Source organism: Nocardia sp. NPDC005998 (genome assembly GCF_040614395.1).
In the GTDB taxonomy this organism is placed as follows: domain Bacteria; phylum Actinomycetota; class Actinomycetes; order Mycobacteriales; family Mycobacteriaceae; genus Nocardia.
Genome location: NZ_JBEXUI010000023.1, coordinates 33,528 through 50,614, shown reverse-complemented (window position 1 = coordinate 50,614; position 17,087 = coordinate 33,528). Strand labels below are relative to the sequence as shown.

General features: G+C 67.7%; 19 protein-coding genes. 12 read left to right on the top strand and 7 right to left on the bottom strand.

The annotated features are described in order from the left end of the window. Positions 1-14 precede the first annotated feature (14 nt). The gene (locus tag ABZ293_RS26795) at positions 15-1,232 is read right to left on the bottom strand and encodes an erythromycin esterase family protein (protein ID WP_355184999.1); all 1,218 of its coding nucleotides are present in this window, start codon (positions 1,230-1,232) and stop codon (positions 15-17) included. 113 nt (positions 1,233-1,345) lie between these two features. Between ABZ293_RS26795 and ABZ293_RS26790 the strand changes: the two genes are divergently transcribed. Continuing rightward, positions 1,346-2,059, top strand: coding sequence for a MerR family transcriptional regulator (locus tag ABZ293_RS26790; protein ID WP_355185136.1), 714 nt, complete (start codon positions 1,346-1,348; stop codon positions 2,057-2,059). A 487-nt stretch (positions 2,060-2,546) separates the two neighbouring features. Here the strand turns inward: ABZ293_RS26790 and ABZ293_RS26785 are convergent, their stop codons facing one another. Then, positions 2,547-3,425, bottom strand: a complete 879-nt coding sequence (locus ABZ293_RS26785) for a hypothetical protein (RefSeq protein WP_355184997.1) — start codon at positions 3,423-3,425, stop codon at positions 2,547-2,549. Positions 3,426-3,523: 98 nt separating this feature from the next. Here ABZ293_RS26785 and ABZ293_RS26780 point away from each other — a divergent pair, with 98 nt between their 5' ends. From ABZ293_RS26780 to ABZ293_RS26770, 3 genes are all read left to right on the top strand, one after another. Beyond that, positions 3,524-3,934, top strand: coding sequence for a BlaI/MecI/CopY family transcriptional regulator (locus ABZ293_RS26780; RefSeq protein WP_355184995.1), 411 nt, complete (start codon positions 3,524-3,526; stop codon positions 3,932-3,934). After that, entirely contained in the window at positions 3,931-4,881 is a 951-nt protein-coding gene (locus ABZ293_RS26775) for a M56 family metallopeptidase (RefSeq protein ID WP_355184993.1), read from the top strand. Before ABZ293_RS26780 ends, ABZ293_RS26775 begins: the two co-directional genes overlap by 4 nt. 91 nt (positions 4,882-4,972) lie before the next feature. Further along, complete coding sequence (locus ABZ293_RS26770) at positions 4,973-6,085, top strand: winged helix DNA-binding domain-containing protein (protein WP_355184991.1); 1,113 nt, start codon at positions 4,973-4,975, stop codon at positions 6,083-6,085. A 102-nt stretch (positions 6,086-6,187) separates the two neighbouring features. Here the strand turns inward: ABZ293_RS26770 and ABZ293_RS26765 are convergent, their stop codons facing one another. Continuing rightward, a complete protein-coding gene (locus ABZ293_RS26765) occupies positions 6,188-6,427 on the bottom strand; it encodes a methyltransferase (RefSeq protein ID WP_355184989.1) in 240 nt (79 codons plus the stop codon). Between the two features lie 154 nt (positions 6,428-6,581). On the opposite strand from ABZ293_RS26765, the gene ABZ293_RS26760 reads away from it, so the two are divergent. Beyond that, positions 6,582-7,496 carry a serine hydrolase gene (locus tag ABZ293_RS26760; protein ID WP_355184987.1) on the top strand — a complete coding sequence of 305 codons (915 nt, stop codon included), beginning with the start codon at positions 6,582-6,584 and terminating at the stop codon, positions 7,494-7,496. A 72-nt stretch (positions 7,497-7,568) separates the two neighbouring features. After that, positions 7,569-8,492 (top strand): NADP-dependent oxidoreductase, encoded by a 924-nt coding sequence (locus ABZ293_RS26755; RefSeq protein WP_355184985.1) that lies wholly within the window; start codon positions 7,569-7,571, stop codon positions 8,490-8,492. Between the two features lie 267 nt (positions 8,493-8,759). On the opposite strand, the gene ABZ293_RS26750 is transcribed toward ABZ293_RS26755, so the two are convergent. Then, positions 8,760-9,662, bottom strand: coding sequence for a LysR family transcriptional regulator (locus ABZ293_RS26750; protein WP_355184983.1), 903 nt, complete (start codon positions 9,660-9,662; stop codon positions 8,760-8,762). 188 nt (positions 9,663-9,850) lie between these two features. Between ABZ293_RS26750 and ABZ293_RS26745 the strand changes: the two genes are divergently transcribed. Together ABZ293_RS26745 and ABZ293_RS26740 are read left to right on the top strand one after the other, a co-directional pair. Continuing rightward, positions 9,851-10,144: a DUF1330 domain-containing protein gene (locus ABZ293_RS26745; RefSeq protein ID WP_355184981.1), complete on the top strand. Its 294-nt coding sequence runs from the start codon at positions 9,851-9,853 to the stop codon at positions 10,142-10,144. Positions 10,145-10,393: 249 nt separating this feature from the next. Next, positions 10,394-10,630: a DUF6400 family protein gene (locus ABZ293_RS26740; RefSeq protein WP_355185134.1), complete on the top strand. Its 237-nt coding sequence runs from the start codon at positions 10,394-10,396 to the stop codon at positions 10,628-10,630. A 299-nt stretch (positions 10,631-10,929) separates the two neighbouring features. On the opposite strand, the gene ABZ293_RS26735 is transcribed toward ABZ293_RS26740, so the two are convergent. Further along, a complete protein-coding gene (locus ABZ293_RS26735) occupies positions 10,930-11,874 on the bottom strand; it encodes an aldo/keto reductase (RefSeq protein WP_355184979.1) in 945 nt (314 codons plus the stop codon). Between the two features lie 77 nt (positions 11,875-11,951). On the opposite strand from ABZ293_RS26735, the gene ABZ293_RS26730 reads away from it, so the two are divergent. After that, a complete protein-coding gene (locus tag ABZ293_RS26730; RefSeq protein ID WP_355184977.1) occupies positions 11,952-12,548 on the top strand; it encodes a TetR/AcrR family transcriptional regulator in 597 nt (198 codons plus the stop codon). 322 nt (positions 12,549-12,870) lie between these two features. Here the strand turns inward: ABZ293_RS26730 and ABZ293_RS26725 are convergent, their stop codons facing one another. Beyond that, positions 12,871-13,224, bottom strand: a complete 354-nt coding sequence (locus tag ABZ293_RS26725; RefSeq protein WP_355184975.1) for a nuclear transport factor 2 family protein — start codon at positions 13,222-13,224, stop codon at positions 12,871-12,873. Between the two features lie 61 nt (positions 13,225-13,285). On the opposite strand from ABZ293_RS26725, the gene ABZ293_RS26720 reads away from it, so the two are divergent. Further along, positions 13,286-14,260 (top strand): WYL domain-containing protein, encoded by a 975-nt coding sequence (locus ABZ293_RS26720; protein ID WP_355184973.1) that lies wholly within the window; start codon positions 13,286-13,288, stop codon positions 14,258-14,260. Between the two features lie 302 nt (positions 14,261-14,562). Here the strand turns inward: ABZ293_RS26720 and ABZ293_RS26715 are convergent, their stop codons facing one another. Beyond that, on the bottom strand, positions 14,563-15,291 hold the full coding sequence (locus ABZ293_RS26715; protein ID WP_355184971.1) for an SDR family oxidoreductase: 729 nt from the start codon (positions 15,289-15,291) through the stop codon (positions 14,563-14,565). 261 nt (positions 15,292-15,552) lie between these two features. Between ABZ293_RS26715 and ABZ293_RS26710 the strand changes: the two genes are divergently transcribed. After that, positions 15,553-15,933: an acyl carrier protein gene (locus ABZ293_RS26710; RefSeq protein WP_355184969.1), complete on the top strand. Its 381-nt coding sequence runs from the start codon at positions 15,553-15,555 to the stop codon at positions 15,931-15,933. Further along, positions 15,930-17,084 (top strand): acyl-CoA dehydrogenase family protein, encoded by a 1,155-nt coding sequence (locus ABZ293_RS26705; protein WP_355184967.1) that lies wholly within the window; start codon positions 15,930-15,932, stop codon positions 17,082-17,084. The genes ABZ293_RS26710 and ABZ293_RS26705 overlap by 4 nt, the downstream gene beginning before the upstream one ends. Positions 17,085-17,087: the final 3 nt, after the last annotated feature.

Here is a 17,087-nt window from a genome sequence, read left to right as displayed (position 1 = left end):
TAAGCCAAAAGCGGCTACCAGTACTGATGCCGTTTTCCGTCGGTATCGGCGACGAATATGACCGCGTCGGCGCCGTCCAAGTCCGCCGGGGTCAGCGGGATGTGGCCCGGCAGGACGGGTTCACCTGCTCCGATCGACGGGGCAAGCGCGGCGCGCAAGGCCGGTGTCGGGAACAGGGCGCGGCGGCTGGTCGCCGCCGCCAAGACACCCTGGAGGGTGTCCGGATCGCTGTGGGGGTTCGCGTCGGTTGCCAGGAAGACATAACGCTCGCCGAGGGTGATTCCGACGAGCGCGCCAGCGCTGCCCCAGCTCAGGTCGTGCTCGCCGTCCGGTGCGAGGGACTGCGCACGCTGCAGGTGCGCGTTGTGCGCGAACACCAGGCTCGGACCGCGGTGCTGCTCCTGGGCGACGATTGCGAGCAGGTTCTCGGCCATCATCTCGGCGCGCAGGCTGAGCAGGGTTTCGATGCGATCGGATGCGGGGCTGGCCATGGCCGCGTGATAGCGCAGTAAGCCCTGGGCGGTGCGCGCGTGCGCGACGGCATGGTCGTAGCCGGTCGGGTCGGCCGGACGCAGGGCGGGCGCGGCGCGGCGCAGTGCGCTGGCGAGGTCGTCGGCGACGATGCGCAGGACGCGAGCGCGGTCGGAATCGCCGACCGATGCTGCCGGGTCGAACATGGCCGCCTCGTTCGTCCAGTCCGCGTCCTCGCCGAGCAGTGCGTCGAGGTCGCGGACCGACGCGGGCCGGAGCGCCGCGGGCAGATAGTCGGTGACCGAGGACAGCGCACGTCGCGGACTCGGCGCACCGGAGTACTCCACCGGCGCGTCGAAGCTGTAGAAGCGAACCCGGTCCTGCGGCGAGCGGCCGGCATTATGGGCCCGGAGCCATTCGACCAGTTCACGGTTGCCCGGCACGGCGCCGAACCCGTGGCTGAACCCGCTAGCGAGCACCTCGTCGATATCCGCCGTTGCCCCGGCCACGTAGTCGTCGACAACGGACGCGGCCAAGACATCGGTCTCCAATCCGATCGACCGGTACCCGCGTTCGACGAGGTGACCGAGGAGTTCGTTGCGCAGCAACGGGAATGCCTCGATCCCGTGGGTCGGCTCGCCGAGGGCGAGCAGGGTCGGCGGCTCGGACCGCGCGGCGAGCAGTTCGTCGATGGCACGGCCAAGGCTGGCCGGGTCGTCGAGTTGGCGGCCGATCTCACGCAGCGATGTGGCAGCGGACATGAACACCTCTCTTCAGAAGGAACTGCCCTTTACAGTATCGTTGAAGATTCGAGTGAAACTTCTGCGACTTCTACCTGAGATCCAGCGATCAAACCCTCAATCGGAGGTGCAATCTGCGACCCATCGACCTGGCCCGGGAACACGGGTTGTCCGCACAGGCGATCCGCAACTACGACGACGCGGGCATTCTTCCGCCGACCGAGCGCAGCGAGACCGGCTACCGGCGCTACACGCCCCTGCACGCGCAGGCCCTGCGCGCCTTTCTTGCGTTACGCGGTGGCCACGGGCACCAGCAGGCAATGGAAATCATGCGGGCGACGAACCAGGGCGACACCGAGTCCGCCTACCGGCTCATCGACGCCGCGCACGTCGCGCTGCTCGCCGAACGCGATACCCGCACCGAAGTCGCAACGGCCCTGGGCAGCCTGTCCGTCACGACACCGCCCCCGGTCCACGGTCGACCGCTGACCGTCGGTGAACTCGCGCGTCGACTCGGCGTGCACCCGGCGACGCTGCGCACCTGGGAGGCCGAGGGCATCTTGCGCCCAGAACGCGACCGGGCAACGGGGTACCGCGAATACGGACCGGACTGTGTGCGCGACGCTGAGATCGCACGACAGCTGCGCCGCGGCGGGTACCTGCTGCACCAAGTCGCGCAGTTCATCGAGTCGCTGCGCGAGGCGGGCGGGGCGGACGCGTTGAGCGCCTTCCTCGGCTCCTGGCAGGACCGGCTGACCACCCGCAGCCGCAACCTTCTCACCGGTGCGGCCCAGCTCGATACCTATCTCACCATGCTCGGTCGGACACAGGGATGTCCGGCGACATAGCGTGAGGGCAGGGTCCGAGTCGTGGGACCGCTCGCGCGGCGCTGTCCAGAAACACACCCCGCGTGCGGTTAACACATTCGACTCGGCATCAGCGAGCCGGCCCGCGTCCGTCGAACTCTTCGACGGTCTTGACGACGGCAATGTTGTAGGCGGAGCGTGTTCGCCGAGCGGATCGTGTCGAGGAGTTCCGCGGCCGACTCGCGCAGGGTGCACGATGGTCCCGATCCGGGTCATGGTCGCCGCCATGCGTTCCCGCCTTTCGCTTGCCCCGGATAACGGGGGCGCTTCGCGTACCAGCACAGACTGCCGCCGACCGGTGTCCGAGAATTCGCGACGGTCGAATACGCGAGCCCGCCAGTCCCGAACCCCGTTCGGCTGCGGTGTCATCAACCACATTCCTTCAGGTCCGCCGACTACTTAACGGGTGTACGTCGAGAAAGGGGGCTGGGTTCGCGCTGAGCGCGATGGGCTGGCGTGCCGAAACGCGTTAGAGTTTGCGGTCTTCGGCCGGTGCGAGGAGAGATCGGGCGAAGCGAAGGATTTCCTCGGCGGCATCGAATTCCAGGGTCACGCCTGTGCCTGGGCGGTCGGCCCATTCGGGCGGCACCGGCGTGCCCGGCCAGGTGTGCCCGCCGCCGAATACCGTCCAGGCCGTCACCTGGGCGCCCCCAGCGCCGCCGGTCGCGGTCTGTCGGCTCGAGGTCTCGGTGGTGATCGTGGGCTGGTTGTTCCCACAGCGGTTGAGTGTCCGCCAGTGCTGGGCGGTCTCGATCAGTCCGAGTGTGCGGCCGCGTGGTTCACCGTCGGGTCCGCGGTGGCGCGAAAAGCCGCCGGTGATCGGTTGGATGGGGTCGGCATCGCCATTGACGAGCATCGCCGATACGGCGTGGGTGGGCCGGATATCGCGCAATGCCGCAGGGAAGCCACCAGCGACCGCGGCGAATACCGGCACTAGGTCGGCGGCCGCCAGTGCGAATCGGTGAGACATGAACGCGCCGTTGGACATACCGACCACAATGGTCCGATCCGGTGGGGTGCCGAATTGGTCGGCGCACCGATCGATCACCGCGCGCAGAAACGACACATCGTCCACGCCCGCCAGGTCAGCGGTCGTGACGCCCCGCCCGTCGGCCCAGCAGCCACCGTGCCCGTCGGGATACGCGACCGCGATGCCCCAATCGTCGGCATGCGCCGCGAAACTGGTCCAGTCGTACATGATCGGTCTGGCGGCCGCCGCCGGATTTCCGGACATATTGCCGTGCAGAACCACCACCAACGGCGCGTGCTGCTCACGCGGTGGGCGTATGGCGCAGGTGCGGACGAGCCCGTCGATGGCGAATTCGCCGGTTACCAGGTCATCGCCCAACGCCTGCCTCCTCGAGCCGAGGTCTACAGCCTAACGAGCGAATCTACGGTACGACTACGTAGCAACAAGGCCGGACAGCTACCCTGGGACGTCAGAGGGTGTCCAGTAATGATGAGGGAGTCGGCATCGTGCGTGGTTTCGGGGACTTGGAGGCGGTGATCATGGACCGCATTTGGGATCGGGACGCGGAGACCACAACGGTCCGCGAAATCTTCGATGAACTGGCCGCCGAACGCGGCATCGCCTACACCACGGTCATGTCGACCATGGACAATCTGCACCGCAAGGGTTGGCTGGCGCGCGAACGCGTGGGCAAGGCCTACCGATACTGGCCCACCCTCACCCGCGAGGAGCACAGTGCCCGGCTGATGCTCGAGGCGCTCGGCTCCGGCGGCCGCTCGGATCTGGTGCTCAGCCATTTCGTCGATCGGATAAGTGAAGAGGAGTCGGCCGGGCTGCGCGCCGCCCTGCGTCGGCTGACCTCGCGCAAGACCCCCGAGGCGCCGTGAACATAGCGGTGAGCCTGATGATCTACGGCAGCATGGTGGCGACTTTCGGCCCGACCGTGCTGCGCAGACTCACCCGTCGCGGTGCCGCTCCGAGGCTGGGGGCGCTCGCGTGGCTGGTCGCGATCGCGGGCGCGCTCGGCGCGTGGGCCATGGCGGCCGGACTGCTGGTCATCGAATTCGCCACCTTCTGTCAGCATCCCGCCGACACCCTGCGTGACTCCTACACGGTGCTGTCCACGCCCGTCCACCTGCACGGCGGGTTGATCGCCCAATTCGGCACCTTGACACTTGCGGCGCTGGTCGCCGTCGCCGTTATCGGCATGCTGGTACATACCGCGCGCGCCATGCTGCGCTTGCGGCGCATCACCCGCGCGCACGGGCGCGCCGTGCGGATGGTCGGCCGCCGAGTGCCGGGCGTGAGTGCGGTGGTACTGGACTCGCCGGAGCGCCAAGCCTATTGCGTGGCCGGACGCCCCGACACCATCGTCGTCACCAGCGCAGCGGTCGACGCGCTGACCCGCGACCAGCTCGCCGCGGTGCTAGCGCACGAACACGCGCATCTGAGCGGCCGCCACGGCACGCTGATCGGCTTGCTGCGCGCCATCGCGATCACGTTGCCCGGTGTGCGTCTGGTGACCGACGGGGTCGGCGAAATCGGTCGGCTGCTGGAGATGTGCGCCGACGATACGGCCGCGCGCAGACACGGTGCGGAACCGCTGCTCGGCGGCCTGCTCGCGATCGTCGGCGCGACCGGTCCGTTTCCGGCGGGTGCGCTCAGCGCCGCGGCCACCGCGGTATTGGCGCGGGCCGAGCGCTTGGCGGCGCCGGTCGGCCCGGTGCAACGTGCGACCAACCGGACGGCCTTGCTCGCCGTAATCGCGGCAACGATAGTCGGCCTACTCGAAATCGCCGTCGGAGTACTGTTCTGCACCACAGTGCTGGGATGAATCAGGTGGGATGAATCCGGCGCTGGCATGAATCCGGCGCTGGGCTCAGTCCGCCGCGTGCCGGTCCGCCGAATCGGAGGAGGGGAAGTCGGTGCACGTCACCTGGGATCAGGTTTTCGCCTGGAGACTGCGCAGGCAATACGTCACGAAACCGGTCGATATCGGGATCTCCGGCATCGTCGAGCGACTGTGCGGCGTGCAGGCTCAGGTGACCGCGGCGGCCGATCTCGCGGTCGCGCTACGGCGCTGCAAACCCGAACGCGGCGCGCTACTACCGGAGTTGGCCGCGGGCACGCTGATGAAGACCTGGGCCATGCGCGGCACCCTGCATGCGCTCGCCCCGGACCTGGCGGCGGCGGTCCTTTCGTTGATCGGCTCGGCCCGCACCTGGGAAAAGCCCGCCTGGCAGCGCACGTTCGGGGCATCCCCGGCGGAGGTCGCGGCATTGGCCGATGCGGTGTCGCAGGTGCTCGATGGTGTCGTGCTCAGCCGGGAGGAACTGGTCGACGCACTGGTCGCCGATCCCGCCTTCCACCGACTCGGTGCGGAGTTGCGCTCCGGCTGGGGTGCGCTGCTCAAGCCGCTGGCCTGGCAGGGGGCGCTGTGTCACGGTCCGGCGCAGGGCAATCGGGTCACGTTCTGCAGTCCGTCCCATCTCATTCGCGGCTGGCGCGGCCTGCCCGATCCGGATGCGGCCGCACCGGTGGCCATCACCGCCTACCTCGGTGCGTACGGCCCGGCCACCCCGGAAACATTCGACGCCTGGCTCAGTCGCAACAGTCTCGGGAAAACGACGGTGCGTCGGTGGTTTTCGGAATTGGGGGACGCGTTGACCGAGGTCGATATCGCGGGCCGCCGCGCCTATGTGCTCACTGAACACGCCGATGAACTCGCCGCCACCGAGCCGCTGGACGCCTCGGTCCATCTACTGGGCGCCTTCGACCAATACGTGCTCGGCCCCGGCACCGCCGATACCGAACTGCTGCCCGCCGAACACCGCGCGCGAGTGAGCCGGGCGGCAGGGTGGATCTCGCCGATCCTGGTCATCGGCGGTCGTATCGCGGGTACATGGGAGATCAGCGGCAACGACCTGTCCGTCACCACTTTCGACGGATCCCTGCCGCCGACCCTCGAACTGAAGGCCGCCGCCGATCACGTTGCCGCCGCCACGAGCCACAGCGGATTCGCCGTGCACGTGGCATAAGGCCCGACTTATGTTGTGCCTCTTGCCGATATCCCATCGGACGGAGGCGCGCGAGCACGATCTCCAGACTTCGCCGGAATTCCAGAAGGCAGCGTTGGTCGGTCAGACGGTCACTGTGTCGAGGACCAGTCCATGTGGGGCGGCGATCGCGCGGAACTCGTCGATCCGGCGCTCGCGGCTGCCGTAGATCATGAGCATGGACAGGCCCATCTCGGTGCTGGCTCGCCGTCCTCCTGCTGGTTCTATGACGAGAACGCGGCCGGTTGGACGTGCGGCCTCGACGCATCGAGCGAGGATGCGGTGGGCGTGCTCGACGCCCCAGTCGTGGAGGATGTCGCACAACAAAGTAGACGTCCGCTCCTGCCGGCAGCGCACGCGAGAAGCGTCGGGCCGAGAGCGTCCTGAATTAGCCGACTGCATGCTGTCGCCGGAGAAACACGGCAATTCGGTCGCTGAAATCCTGCTTGTTGACTGGGACACACTGCAGAATGTGGCAATGCGGACATTTGCCCGATTGTTGCAGGCGGCTGTCGCCGCGGCGCTGGTCGTAGTAGCCGGTCATGGTCTCGCGGCCGCCCCCGCCGCGAGCGAGGCCCATATTCAGTTGCCCTGGCTGACTCCTGAGCCGGACGCAGTGCAGGCGTCGGGAGCAGCGCTGGCAGACGGAATCACCGGCACGGTGCTGTGGTCACGACAGCCGAACACCCCGGTCCCGATAGCCAGCATCACGAAGGTGATGACGGCACTGGTCGTGATCAACGCCGGCGACCTCGACCGGACCATTACCGTGCCGCAAGAAATCATCGCCTACGGCACCAAGTACGGCGGAAGCAACGCAGGGCTGGTCCCCGGCGAGGTGCTCACCGCGCGACAGCTCCTCTACGCGATGATGCTGCCGTCCGGCTGCGACGCCGCCTATACCCTTGCCGAGGCGTACGGGCCCGGCCAAGACGGCTTCATCGCCAAAATGAACGACACCGCGCGTCAAATGGGCCTGGCGGGAACATATTTCACCGACCCCAGCGGGCTGCCCGCCCCCACCGACGACTCCACCTACTCCACGCCGGCGGACCTGGTGGCCCTCGGCCTGCGCGCGATGAGCCTGCCGGTGTTCCGCGACGTCGTCAGGTCGCAGAGCTACCACCTGCCCGCCGGACCGGACAACCACGATCACCTCTGGCGGACCACGAACTCGCTGCTGCGCGACTATCCCGGCACTGTCGGCATCAAAACCGGATCCACCGACGCTGCGGGAACCTGCCTGCTGTTCGAGACGGTCAGGGCAGGAATACCGCTGATCGGTGTGGTCCTGCACAGCTCACCCGACAGCGGCATCGCCGCAAAGGAAGACGCCGAGCGCATGTTGAACTGGGCCTACAACCCGATCCTGAGCGCGCTGCCGATCGGTTAGCGCCGAATGCGGCAGGCTGCCCAACATAATGCCTCGCCTCCACGTCGCGACACACGACAACGAAGGACCATCATGCAGGCCATCATCGTTGGGAACCGTGACGCCGGCGTCGCCGAGATGACCCTGACTCACGACCTGCCTTACCCCCACGCCGCCGAGAACGACGTGATCGTGAAAGTACACGCCGCCGGGTTCACCCCGGGCGAGCTGGACTGGCCCGGCACCTGGACCGACCGCGCCGGTCGGGATCGGACTCCGAGCGTGCCCGGGCACGAATTATCGGGAGTGATTGTCGAACTGGGGTACGGCACTACGGGTTTGACCGTCGGGCAGCGGGTCTTCGGTCTGGCCGACTGGACCCGCAACGGCACACTGGCCGAATACACCGCGGTGGAAGCCCGCAACCTCGCTGCGCTGCCCGCAGATATCGACCACACCGTGGCCGCCGCGCTGCCGATCTCGGGGCTGACCGCCTGGCAGGGCCTATTCGACCACGCCCGACTCACCACCGGTCAGACCGTCCTGATCCACGGCGCCGCCGGCGGTGTCGGCTCGATCGCGGTGCAACTCGCGCGCGAGGTCGGGGCCCGAGTCATCGGCACCGGCCGGGCGCGCGACCGCGACCGCGCGCTCACGTTCGGCGTGCACACCTTCCTGGCCCTGGACACTGAACCGCTGGAGCAGGTCGGCGAAGTCGATGTGGTATTCGACGTGATCGGCGGAGACGTCCTGGATCGCTCGACCGCCCTGGTACGCGCCGGCGGAACCCTGGTCACCATTGCCATGCCACCCACGATCCAACCCGACAACGGACGCGCGGTCTTCTTCGTCGTCGAACCCGACCGGGCCCAACTCACCGAGCTCGCCACGCGCCTGCGCGACGGCCGCATCAAGCCGGCCATCGGTGCCGTCCGACCCCTCGCCGAGGCACCCGACGCCTTCAGCCCCGGCAGGCACGGCCCCGGAAAGACGATCATCCGCGTCAGCGACGAATGAATGCACACCGCCGTTCACCCTGATTGCTATCGTCGCCGAGTCGGACGCCTGGGCTCCGATCCATTCCGACTGCAAAGATGCGAGAACAGCATCAGCGCGCCGACTGCAACCAGTCATGTGGGGTCCAGTGGCGCGAAAAGTCGCGCTAAGCGTGCCCGGTTCGGCTGATTTGAGGTGGTTACTGAGCGTCGTTGTGGCGCTGGTGGTTTCATGAGCGGCTGTGCGTGATGAGGGTGTGGTGCCGGGGTACGGCCAGCCTCTTGCGCGTCAGTCCGGCAGCCAGTGCAGCTCGTGCGCCAGGGTTTTGGCGACGGCACGGATGCGGCGGTGTAGTGGCGACTGCTCGCGCGGGAGGACCAGGTGGATCGTCAGGCTGGGTGCGCCCTGCAGCGGTCGCCAGGTGAGACCGGCCGGTTGTGTCGTGACCGCGGCTTCTCCGGCCGGGGCGAGGGTGAGCCCGTCGCGTAGGTCGCGCTGAGACATGTCGAAAGAGACTGCGGGCGTGTGGAATCGGGGGTGTGGTCGGGTGTCGCGGAACAGTGCGGACAGCTGGTCGTGGATCACGGGGTTGGCCGTATGGTCGGGGAGTCGCAGCGGATACGCGGCCGCATCGGCGATCTCGATCTCCGGGTGTTCGGCCAGCAGATGATGTTGTGCCAATTGGACCCCGATGCGCTGACGCCGCAGCAGGAACCGGCGCACGCCACGACCCGGCTGTTCACCGCGGGTGATCCCCGCATCGATGCGGCCGTCGGCGACCGCGGGGGAAATCTCCGGTGTCGCCATCGGGACCGCGCCGACCTCGAGTCCCGGGCTGCTGCGAATGATCCTGTCCACCAGGGCCGGTGCCGTCTCGGCCCCCGCGCTGAGGCTGTATCCGATGCGCAGCGTGCCCAGTTCTCCGGCCCCCGCATTCCGGGCGGTGTCCCATGCCCGGTCCAGCGCCGCCAGCGCGGGCGGCGCGGACTCCGCCAAAGCCGCACCGGCCGTGGTCAATACGACGCTACGCGTGTTGCGAACCAGCAGGCTCGTACCGAGTTCCGCCTCCAATCGGCGCATCCGGGCACTGAGTGCGGGCTGCGCGATACCGATCCGTGCGGCCGCGCGGGTGAAGTTCAACTCCTGCGCCAGCACCAGAAAGTACCGCAGGCTCACCGTATCCGGCACCACGTGCCCTCCCTGCCGATTGATAACGATCCGTTCTGAGTCTATCCCGTACCGGTCTTTCCCTCGACCGCACATCAAGCCCTAACCTGCGCATATGACGATTCAACTGACCGCAGTACCCGTCGCCGGGATCGATCGATCTGAGTGTCAATTCGAAGTCGGACGTGTCCGGCCGAGCACAGGAGGTTTCCATGGCTAAGGGCTACTGGGTCAGTGTCTACCCCGCCATTTCCGACCCTGAGAGGCTGACTGCCTACAACAAGCTGGCACGTCCGGCTGTCCAGGCTGGGGGCGGGCGCGTCCTGTCCCGTGGCGGTCGAGTCGTCGCCCACGAGGCCGGAATCACGCAACGCGTCGTTCTGATCGAGTTCGACAGCTTTGAACAGGCCGTCGCGGCATACGAGAGCGAGGCATACCAGAAGGCGCTGGTGGCCCTCCCCGACGGCGTCGAGCGCGACTTCCGCATCATCGAAGGCATCGACTGACCGGCGAGCCCAGCCATCGATGAGCATCCGGTAACGGCGCGGCTGAACCGTGGCTGTGACCGACTTCAGCGGTGGACTGTGTCGTGGCGATTGTGTGGACGCATCTACTCCATGGTCCAGTCCGCGCACGGGCCATCAAATGTGACGAAGTCCAGCCATGGAACGTGACACAGGTCATTGCCCGAGAAGGCGTGGTTAGGCATCGTCGTCACTTCGTTTTTGGAAAGAACCTGGTTGGAGATGCCCAAAATGGCCGACCACAATTTTGACTTTGCTTACGATCTCACGCTGGACGAGGCACGGCGGCGCAGCGCCGTCGTCGCGGCGCTCGGTGACGACTGGGATCCGGTCGCGGTGCTCGCCGAGGAAGATCTGGCGTACGACATGCTGTACTCGAATCTCGACGATGAGCAGCAGCGGATCTACGAGGAACTCGTCCGAGCAGGGGTCCTGCCGGATCGGGCAACGCGCTATATCACCGACTGATCACACCGCCGAGCCGGTGTTCGGCATGTTGCGTCCGGCGTAGCTGCTCCGGCCCCCTTCCTGCAGTCGCCAGCCGCACGCTGGCACCCTCGGACTGCTGTTACGACGAGTGCGTGACAGCTGAATCCGACCTAATGAACTGCTCGCTCACGCCGATTACGTGCTGTCCGGTTCAGGGTAGGCAGCGTTCCCGCCACCGTCGTCGCAGTCGAACTCGTCGTCGGCCAAGTCATCGTCGGGGTCGGCCCGCCCGTAGCGGTACCCGTGCGGCCGGGCCGGTTGCATTCCAACAGGTGTGCTCAACCGAGCGGAATATCGGCGGAGGTCGACGGGATCGCGTCGAGTGCAGCCATGACGGTGTCGTGCGGGGCGATCATCGCGGCGGCGATGTTGGCTTCGAGATGACGGATGTGGGCGGTGCCGGGGATGAGCATTATGTTCGGTGCGTGGTGCAGCAGCCACGTGAGGCCGACCTGTGCGGGGGTGCAGCCGAGGGATTGCGCCGCGGCGGCGGCGACCGGATCGTCGGTGACCTTCGGCATGGCAGGAAAGGCGCCGCCGAGCGGGAAGAACGGGACCCAGGCGATCCGTTCGGCCGCGCAGAGTTGCAACATGCCCTCGTCGCCGCGGGAGACGAGACTGTAGGCGTTTTGGACGCATGCGATCCGGGCGGGAAGGGCCCGGCGCAGGCCATCGAGGGTGATGCCGCTGAGCCCGATCGCGCCGATCTTGCCCTCCTCGCGCAGCGTGATCAGGGTCGCGAGTTGATCGTCGAGGTCGACGACCTGGTCGCCAGAGGCCCGCAAGCCCGGCCCGGCGTCGAGGCGGCGCAGGTTCACCACCGGGATCCGATCGAGGCCGAGGGAGGCGAGATTGTCCTCGACGCTGGCCCGCAGTTGTTCGGGTCGCTGAGCCGGCCGCAGCGGGATATCGGCACCTGGGTCGGGGTCGGCGCCGACCTTGCTGACGACCACGACGCCGTCCTCAGGGCCGAATGCGTCCCGGATGAGCCCGTTGACGAAGCCGTCGCCGTAGAACTGGGCGGTATCGACGTGATCCACCCCGAGTTCCCACGCACGGCGCAGCACCGCGATCGCGGCGGCGCGGTCGCCGTGCAGGCGTTCGAGCTGCATCGCGCCGTATCCGATGCGCGACACGGTGTGGTCGCCGAGCGTCCCGGCCCCACCGGGGCGCGGCACGCCCGAGGGAGCGAGCTTGGTGAGGGACGTGGTGTTCGCGGTCATGGGAGCCCTCCCACATGAGACGATAGGTGAAACGGAGGATGCTCCGCTTATTCAACTATACCGGAGGTGCCTCCGAATTGAGTTCTGTCGATCCGACGTCCCCTGGGAACAAGCCTCGCGCCCCCCGTGCCGACGCACAGCGCAATCGCAACAGACTCGTCGAGGTTGCCAGGGCCGCATTCGCCGATGCCGGCGAGACCGCGACATTGGAGGGCATCGCTCACGACGCCGGTGTCGGCATCGGCACCCTGTATCGCCATTTCCCCACCCGGGAAGCCCTGGCCGAAGCCGTGTACGCCGCCGAACTCGACGATGTCACCGACAGCGTCGCGCTCCTGCTGCAGCAGCGGCCCCCGGATGCGGCGCTGCGTGCGTGGATGGGGAAATACGCCGCCTTCGTCGCGACCAAGCGCGGCATGGCCGACACCCTTCGCGCCGGTTGGGCCTCGGGCCGGATCGCGGTACCGGCAACCCGGGAGCGCATCACCGCAGCCATTGCCACAATCCTGGCCCGTGGAGCCGAAGCCGGCTCACTGCGTGGCGATGTCGAACCGGAGGACATCACGGTGATGCTCCTCGGAATTCTGCTCACCACGGCGGGCGATTCTGCAGAGCAAACCGAGCGGGTACTCGACCTCATGCTCGATGCCCTACGGCCGAAAATGACCAGCTGACCCAGATAGAACAGCCCGGAAGCGGAATCACGTCGGCCGCTGCTGCCGCAGACGCAACACGATTGCCGAGTTGAGTGCGGCCAGGTCAGCGGTTTTCGAGTTGGTCTGCCCGCCGGCGAAGATCGGCCGCAATTCTGTTGAGGCTCCGGCCGTAGGCACCGATCGTCGCGATGCGCCTCATCGCAGCACCCGACCGGCTCGGTGGCGTGGCGGAACGCGAAGTCTATGTCCGAGGCGCTCGCCGATACCGGCGCGGCGCGCCGCACGTCCACACGGCGCTGCGCGGCGGTGGGCGCGGTCACGCCGGCCCACCGCCGCCCCGCTACGGCACAAGTGCTGGCTGGTCCACCGCCCATAGCCACGACCCGTCCGGCTGGCGACGGGCGATCTCGACGGTCATCTCGCCGGTGGTCAGCGTGGACGCTGTCAGCGCCAGGTCGCCGCTCACCAGCGCTGGATGCTGCCTACCCGGCGACAGCACCGGCGCGGCCGCGACGAACTGCTCGTACACCTTGCGGATCTCCGCATGTCCGGTCGCGAGGTTGCCCGGTGGGAACGCCAGCACGGCGTTCGGCTCGTACAACGCCACCAGCCCGTCGACGTCGCCCGCGTTGGCGCGCTCGATGAAGTACCTGCCCAGGTCGTTCGGCTCAGTGGCCACTCTCTTGTTCGTCATACTGATAAGGCTCCCAACGAATTACGACATCCTGTGTCGTGTATTTCTGCAAAGGTTCCATATGCGCGCGGACCGGTTGGTCTCGCTGGTGCTGCTGCTGCGCCAGCACGGTCGGATGTCTGCGGCGGCGCTGGCCCGCGAGCTGGAGGTATCCACCCGCACCGTGCTGCGCGACATCGAGGCGCTGTCCGCTGCCGGCGTCCCGGTCTACGCCGAACGCGGCCGGCACGGCGGTTTCGCATTGTTGCCCGGTTTCCAGACCGAGCTCACCGGACTGAATCACGACGAGGCACTTGCCCTGCTGGTCGCCGGATCACGGCGCGGCGCACAGGCATTCGGCCTCGGCTCGGCGCTCGCTTCGGCCATGCGCAAGGTGGTCGACGCGCTACCCGAAAGCTATCGGGCCACCGCGACCGGCGCGGCCCAGCGGTTGCTCATCGACCCCGAGACCGACCTGTTCTCGCGCCGACTGTTCGGTGAGGAGGTGCCCGACACCATTGCGACCGAGGTCCGGCGTGCGGTGTTCGCCGGACACAAGCTGCGCATCCACTACGCGGCGGTGGACCAGACCCCGAAGTGGCGCACGGTGGACCCGATCGGCCTGGTCACCGTTCGCGACCAGGGCTACTTGCTGGCCACGAGGTCCGGCGCGGACCGCACCTACCGACTGTCCCGGGTCTTGGCCGCCGAGGAACTCCCTGAACCCGCACAGCGACCGGACCGGGTCGATCTGGACCGGGCCTGGCAGGAACGCAGCACGCAGTTTCGGACCGGCGGCGACCAAGTCGCGGTGCTGGTACGGGTGAACCCCGCACGGCGGGAGGAACTGGTGGGCACCGCGCTGGCCGTCCGTGCCGAAGAAGTCGACGCCGACGGCTGGCTGCGGCTGGAGGTGACCTTCCAAGATCCGAGACACGCCGAATGGGCGCTGTGGCAGCTTGCCACGAACGCGGAAGCACTGGCCCCACAGTGGTTGCGCACCGCACTGCGCAACCGCGCCGCCGAGATCGCCACCTGTTACGGAGTGTCATCCTGAGAGTTGTTGCCTGCCACGGGCCGCCGCCGAAGCCGACGAGCGTTGGCCGGGCTCGACGGAGTTCGACCTCGCCCCGCGCCCGTTCACGGAGACCTCCACTTGCTCAACGGACCGTCACCGCCCAGCGTCGACACGTAAAGCCGGTAATGCTGCGATCCGCGCGTTCAATCGGGGATAAACGTTGGCCAGCAGTTGATCTCGCGAAGGCGCGCTCATGCCGATGAGCAGACGTCCGGCGACGTAACCGCCCGTGCGGGCCAGTGACGAGAAAAGTCCTTCTTGGCGCAGCGGCTTGGTTTGGTTCAGGCTTCCTGGCCGGTGGCGGCGAGGACGATCTCGCGGACGGTGACGTTGGGCGGCTGCTGGTAGGCGTAGGCGATGGCCTCGGCCACGGCTTGTGGGGCCAGTGCGCCGCCAGCGGACTTCTTCCACGCCTCGTAGTCGGTCTTGATCTGCTCGTCGCTGGTGTGGGATAGCAGTTCGGTCTCCACTGCGCCGGGAGCGATGGTCACCACGCGCACGCCCGAGGAGGCAACCTCCTCGCGCAGGTTCTCCGACATGGCGTGGACCGCGAACTTGGTCCCCACGTACGCGGTGTGGTTGGGGAAGGTCTTGCGTCCGGCGATGGAGCTGACATTGATGATCGTGCCGGTGCCGGTGCCCCGGGCGATCATGCCGGGCAGCACCGCCCGGGTGCCATAGAGGACACCCTTGATGTTGAGGTCGATCATCCGTTCCCACTCGTCGACCGGCTGGTCGGCGATGCGGCCCAGCAGCATGGCTCCGGCGTTGTTGACGATCGCGTCGGCCGGGCCGAACCGCTGCTCCGCCTCGCGCACGGCATCCTCGACGGCGCCGCGGTCGGTGACGTCTACCTTGCGGCACAGCGTGTTCGGCAGGGCGAGTTCCTTCAGCTTGTCGAGCCGTCGGGCGAGCAGCAGCAGCGGATGCCCCTGTGAGGAGAGCAGTCGGGCGGTGGCGGCGCCGATGCCGGAGCTGGCTCCGGTGATGACGATCAGGGGCTTGGTCATGGGAACCTCCGAGGTGGTGGGTGTGTCGCATTCCAACAGATCACGGAGCGGAGCCCCGCTCGTACCACCAGAGGGGGCCGGGTTCACCGGGGGTCCGACATTGATGATGCATGTTCCCGCGCTGGTCGTGACTCTGGGTCCGACTGAGACCCTGCTGGGTTGTCTTCCAGTTGATCTGTCCGGCCAGTGGCGGGGGCCGCAAGTCTCGCTATGTGCCATCGAGTGTGCACGCGCGGCAGCACAACCGATCCCGGTGCGCCGGTGGCAGACGAATTGGGGGCATTCGCGGCGTACCTCCAGCCGGTAGCTTTTCCGACCGGGTATCCGGCGGTGATACCCGGCGAGGACGGGCAACAGATGAGCGACGAAGGCATCCCACCACATCCGGAGCTGGTGGAGCGGCTTGTACAGCATTTCAGCGTGGTCACGGCGACCCGGCTCGGGCCGGACGACGACTATTTCGTTATGGGCCTGGTGAATTCGCTGCGCGCCCTGGAGATCGTCGCGTATCTCGAGCGCACCTTCGACTTCGAGATCGACATCGACGACCTGGATCTGGACAATTTCCGGACGGCGCGGCGGGCCGCCGCCTTCGTCACCCGCAAGTGCGGGACCGCCGTCGACGGCGGTACGAGCAGGTGAGCGACCTAGAGGCATTGCTGCAACCAGAAGCGTTGCTGCAACTAGAGGTATTGCTACACAACGCCGATGCGGCCGCGGCCGAGTGGGACAGCAAGGGCATACCGCGCGAGATGGTCACCGCCGCCGCGCAGGCGGGCGTGGTCGGCATGGACCGGCCGAGGCGCTACGGTGGCCGTGGCGCGGACGCGCTGGCCACCGGCCGGGTGGCCGCCGACCTCGGCGCGGTGTGCACGTCGCTGCGCTCGCTGTTCACGGTGCAGGGCATGGTCGCCGCGACCGTCGATCGCTGGGGCACCGCCGAGCAGCGCGCGACCTGGCTGCCCGCGTTGACGGGTGGTGAGCTGGTCGCGGGTCTGGCGGCCACGGAAGCGGGTGCGGGCAGCGACCTTTCGGGAATCACCACGTGGTTCACCGGTACGGGGCCCGAGCGCCGCATGTCGGGGCGCAAGATGTGGGTCACGTTCGGGGCGCTTGCCGATGTCGTGCTGGTGACGGGATGTTCCGAGGCCGGCCCGGTCGCCGCGCTGGTAGAGACCGGTCAGCCCGGCGTGGACGTGGAACCGGTGACCGATCAGCTGGGTATGCGCGGTGCGCGCATCGCGCACCTGACATTCGACGCGGCGCGGGTGCCCGCCGAAAATATCCTCGCCCGTCCGGGTTTCGGCCTGTCGCACGTGCTGGGAACCGCACTCGACCACGGCAGGTACACGATCGCGTGGGGCTGCGCCGGGATGGCGCGGGCGTGCCTGACCGATGCCGCGGCACACGCGCACGACCGGATGCAGAGCGGTGTCCGGCTCGCCGACCACCAAGCGGTGCGCGCCATGCTCGGGCGCAGCTGGCTGGATGTGGAGGCCGCGGAAGCACTGTGCGCCCGCGCGGCTCGCGACCGCATCGATCGCGAACCGACGGCGCAGCTCACCACCATCGGCGCGAAGTACGCTGCCGCAGCGGCTGCCGCAGCTGCCAGTGAGCGCGCGGTGCAGATCCTGGGAGCCGCAGGCTGTGCTCCTGGCAGCCGGGCGGGCCGCTTCTACCGTGACGCCAAGATCATGCAGATCATCGAGGGCGCCCGCGAGGTCGCCGAACAGGATCTGGGGGAGTTCGTGCTGCGGTCCGTCGGTGAATCACGCGTCGCGGCCGGGAGGTGATGT

Coding starts and splice junctions, on each gene's coding strand:
- ABZ293_RS26740 (WP_355185134.1), top strand. CDS start 10,394: ATGGCCGACCACAATTTTGACTTTGCTTACGATCTCACGCTGGACGAG.
- ABZ293_RS26725 (WP_355184975.1), bottom strand. CDS start 13,224: ATGACGAACAAGAGAGTGGCCACTGAGCCGAACGACCTGGGCAGGTAC.
- ABZ293_RS26735 (WP_355184979.1), bottom strand. CDS start 11,874: ATGACCGCGAACACCACGTCCCTCACCAAGCTCGCTCCCTCGGGCGTG.
- ABZ293_RS26795 (WP_355184999.1), bottom strand. CDS start 1,232: ATGTCCGCTGCCACATCGCTGCGTGAGATCGGCCGCCAACTCGACGAC.
- ABZ293_RS26715 (WP_355184971.1), bottom strand. CDS start 15,291: ATGACCAAGCCCCTGATCGTCATCACCGGAGCCAGCTCCGGCATCGGC.
- ABZ293_RS26720 (WP_355184973.1), top strand. CDS start 13,286: ATGCGCGCGGACCGGTTGGTCTCGCTGGTGCTGCTGCTGCGCCAGCAC.
- ABZ293_RS26760 (WP_355184987.1), top strand. CDS start 6,582: ATGCGGACATTTGCCCGATTGTTGCAGGCGGCTGTCGCCGCGGCGCTG.
- ABZ293_RS26755 (WP_355184985.1), top strand. CDS start 7,569: ATGCAGGCCATCATCGTTGGGAACCGTGACGCCGGCGTCGCCGAGATG.
- ABZ293_RS26745 (WP_355184981.1), top strand. CDS start 9,851: ATGGCTAAGGGCTACTGGGTCAGTGTCTACCCCGCCATTTCCGACCCT.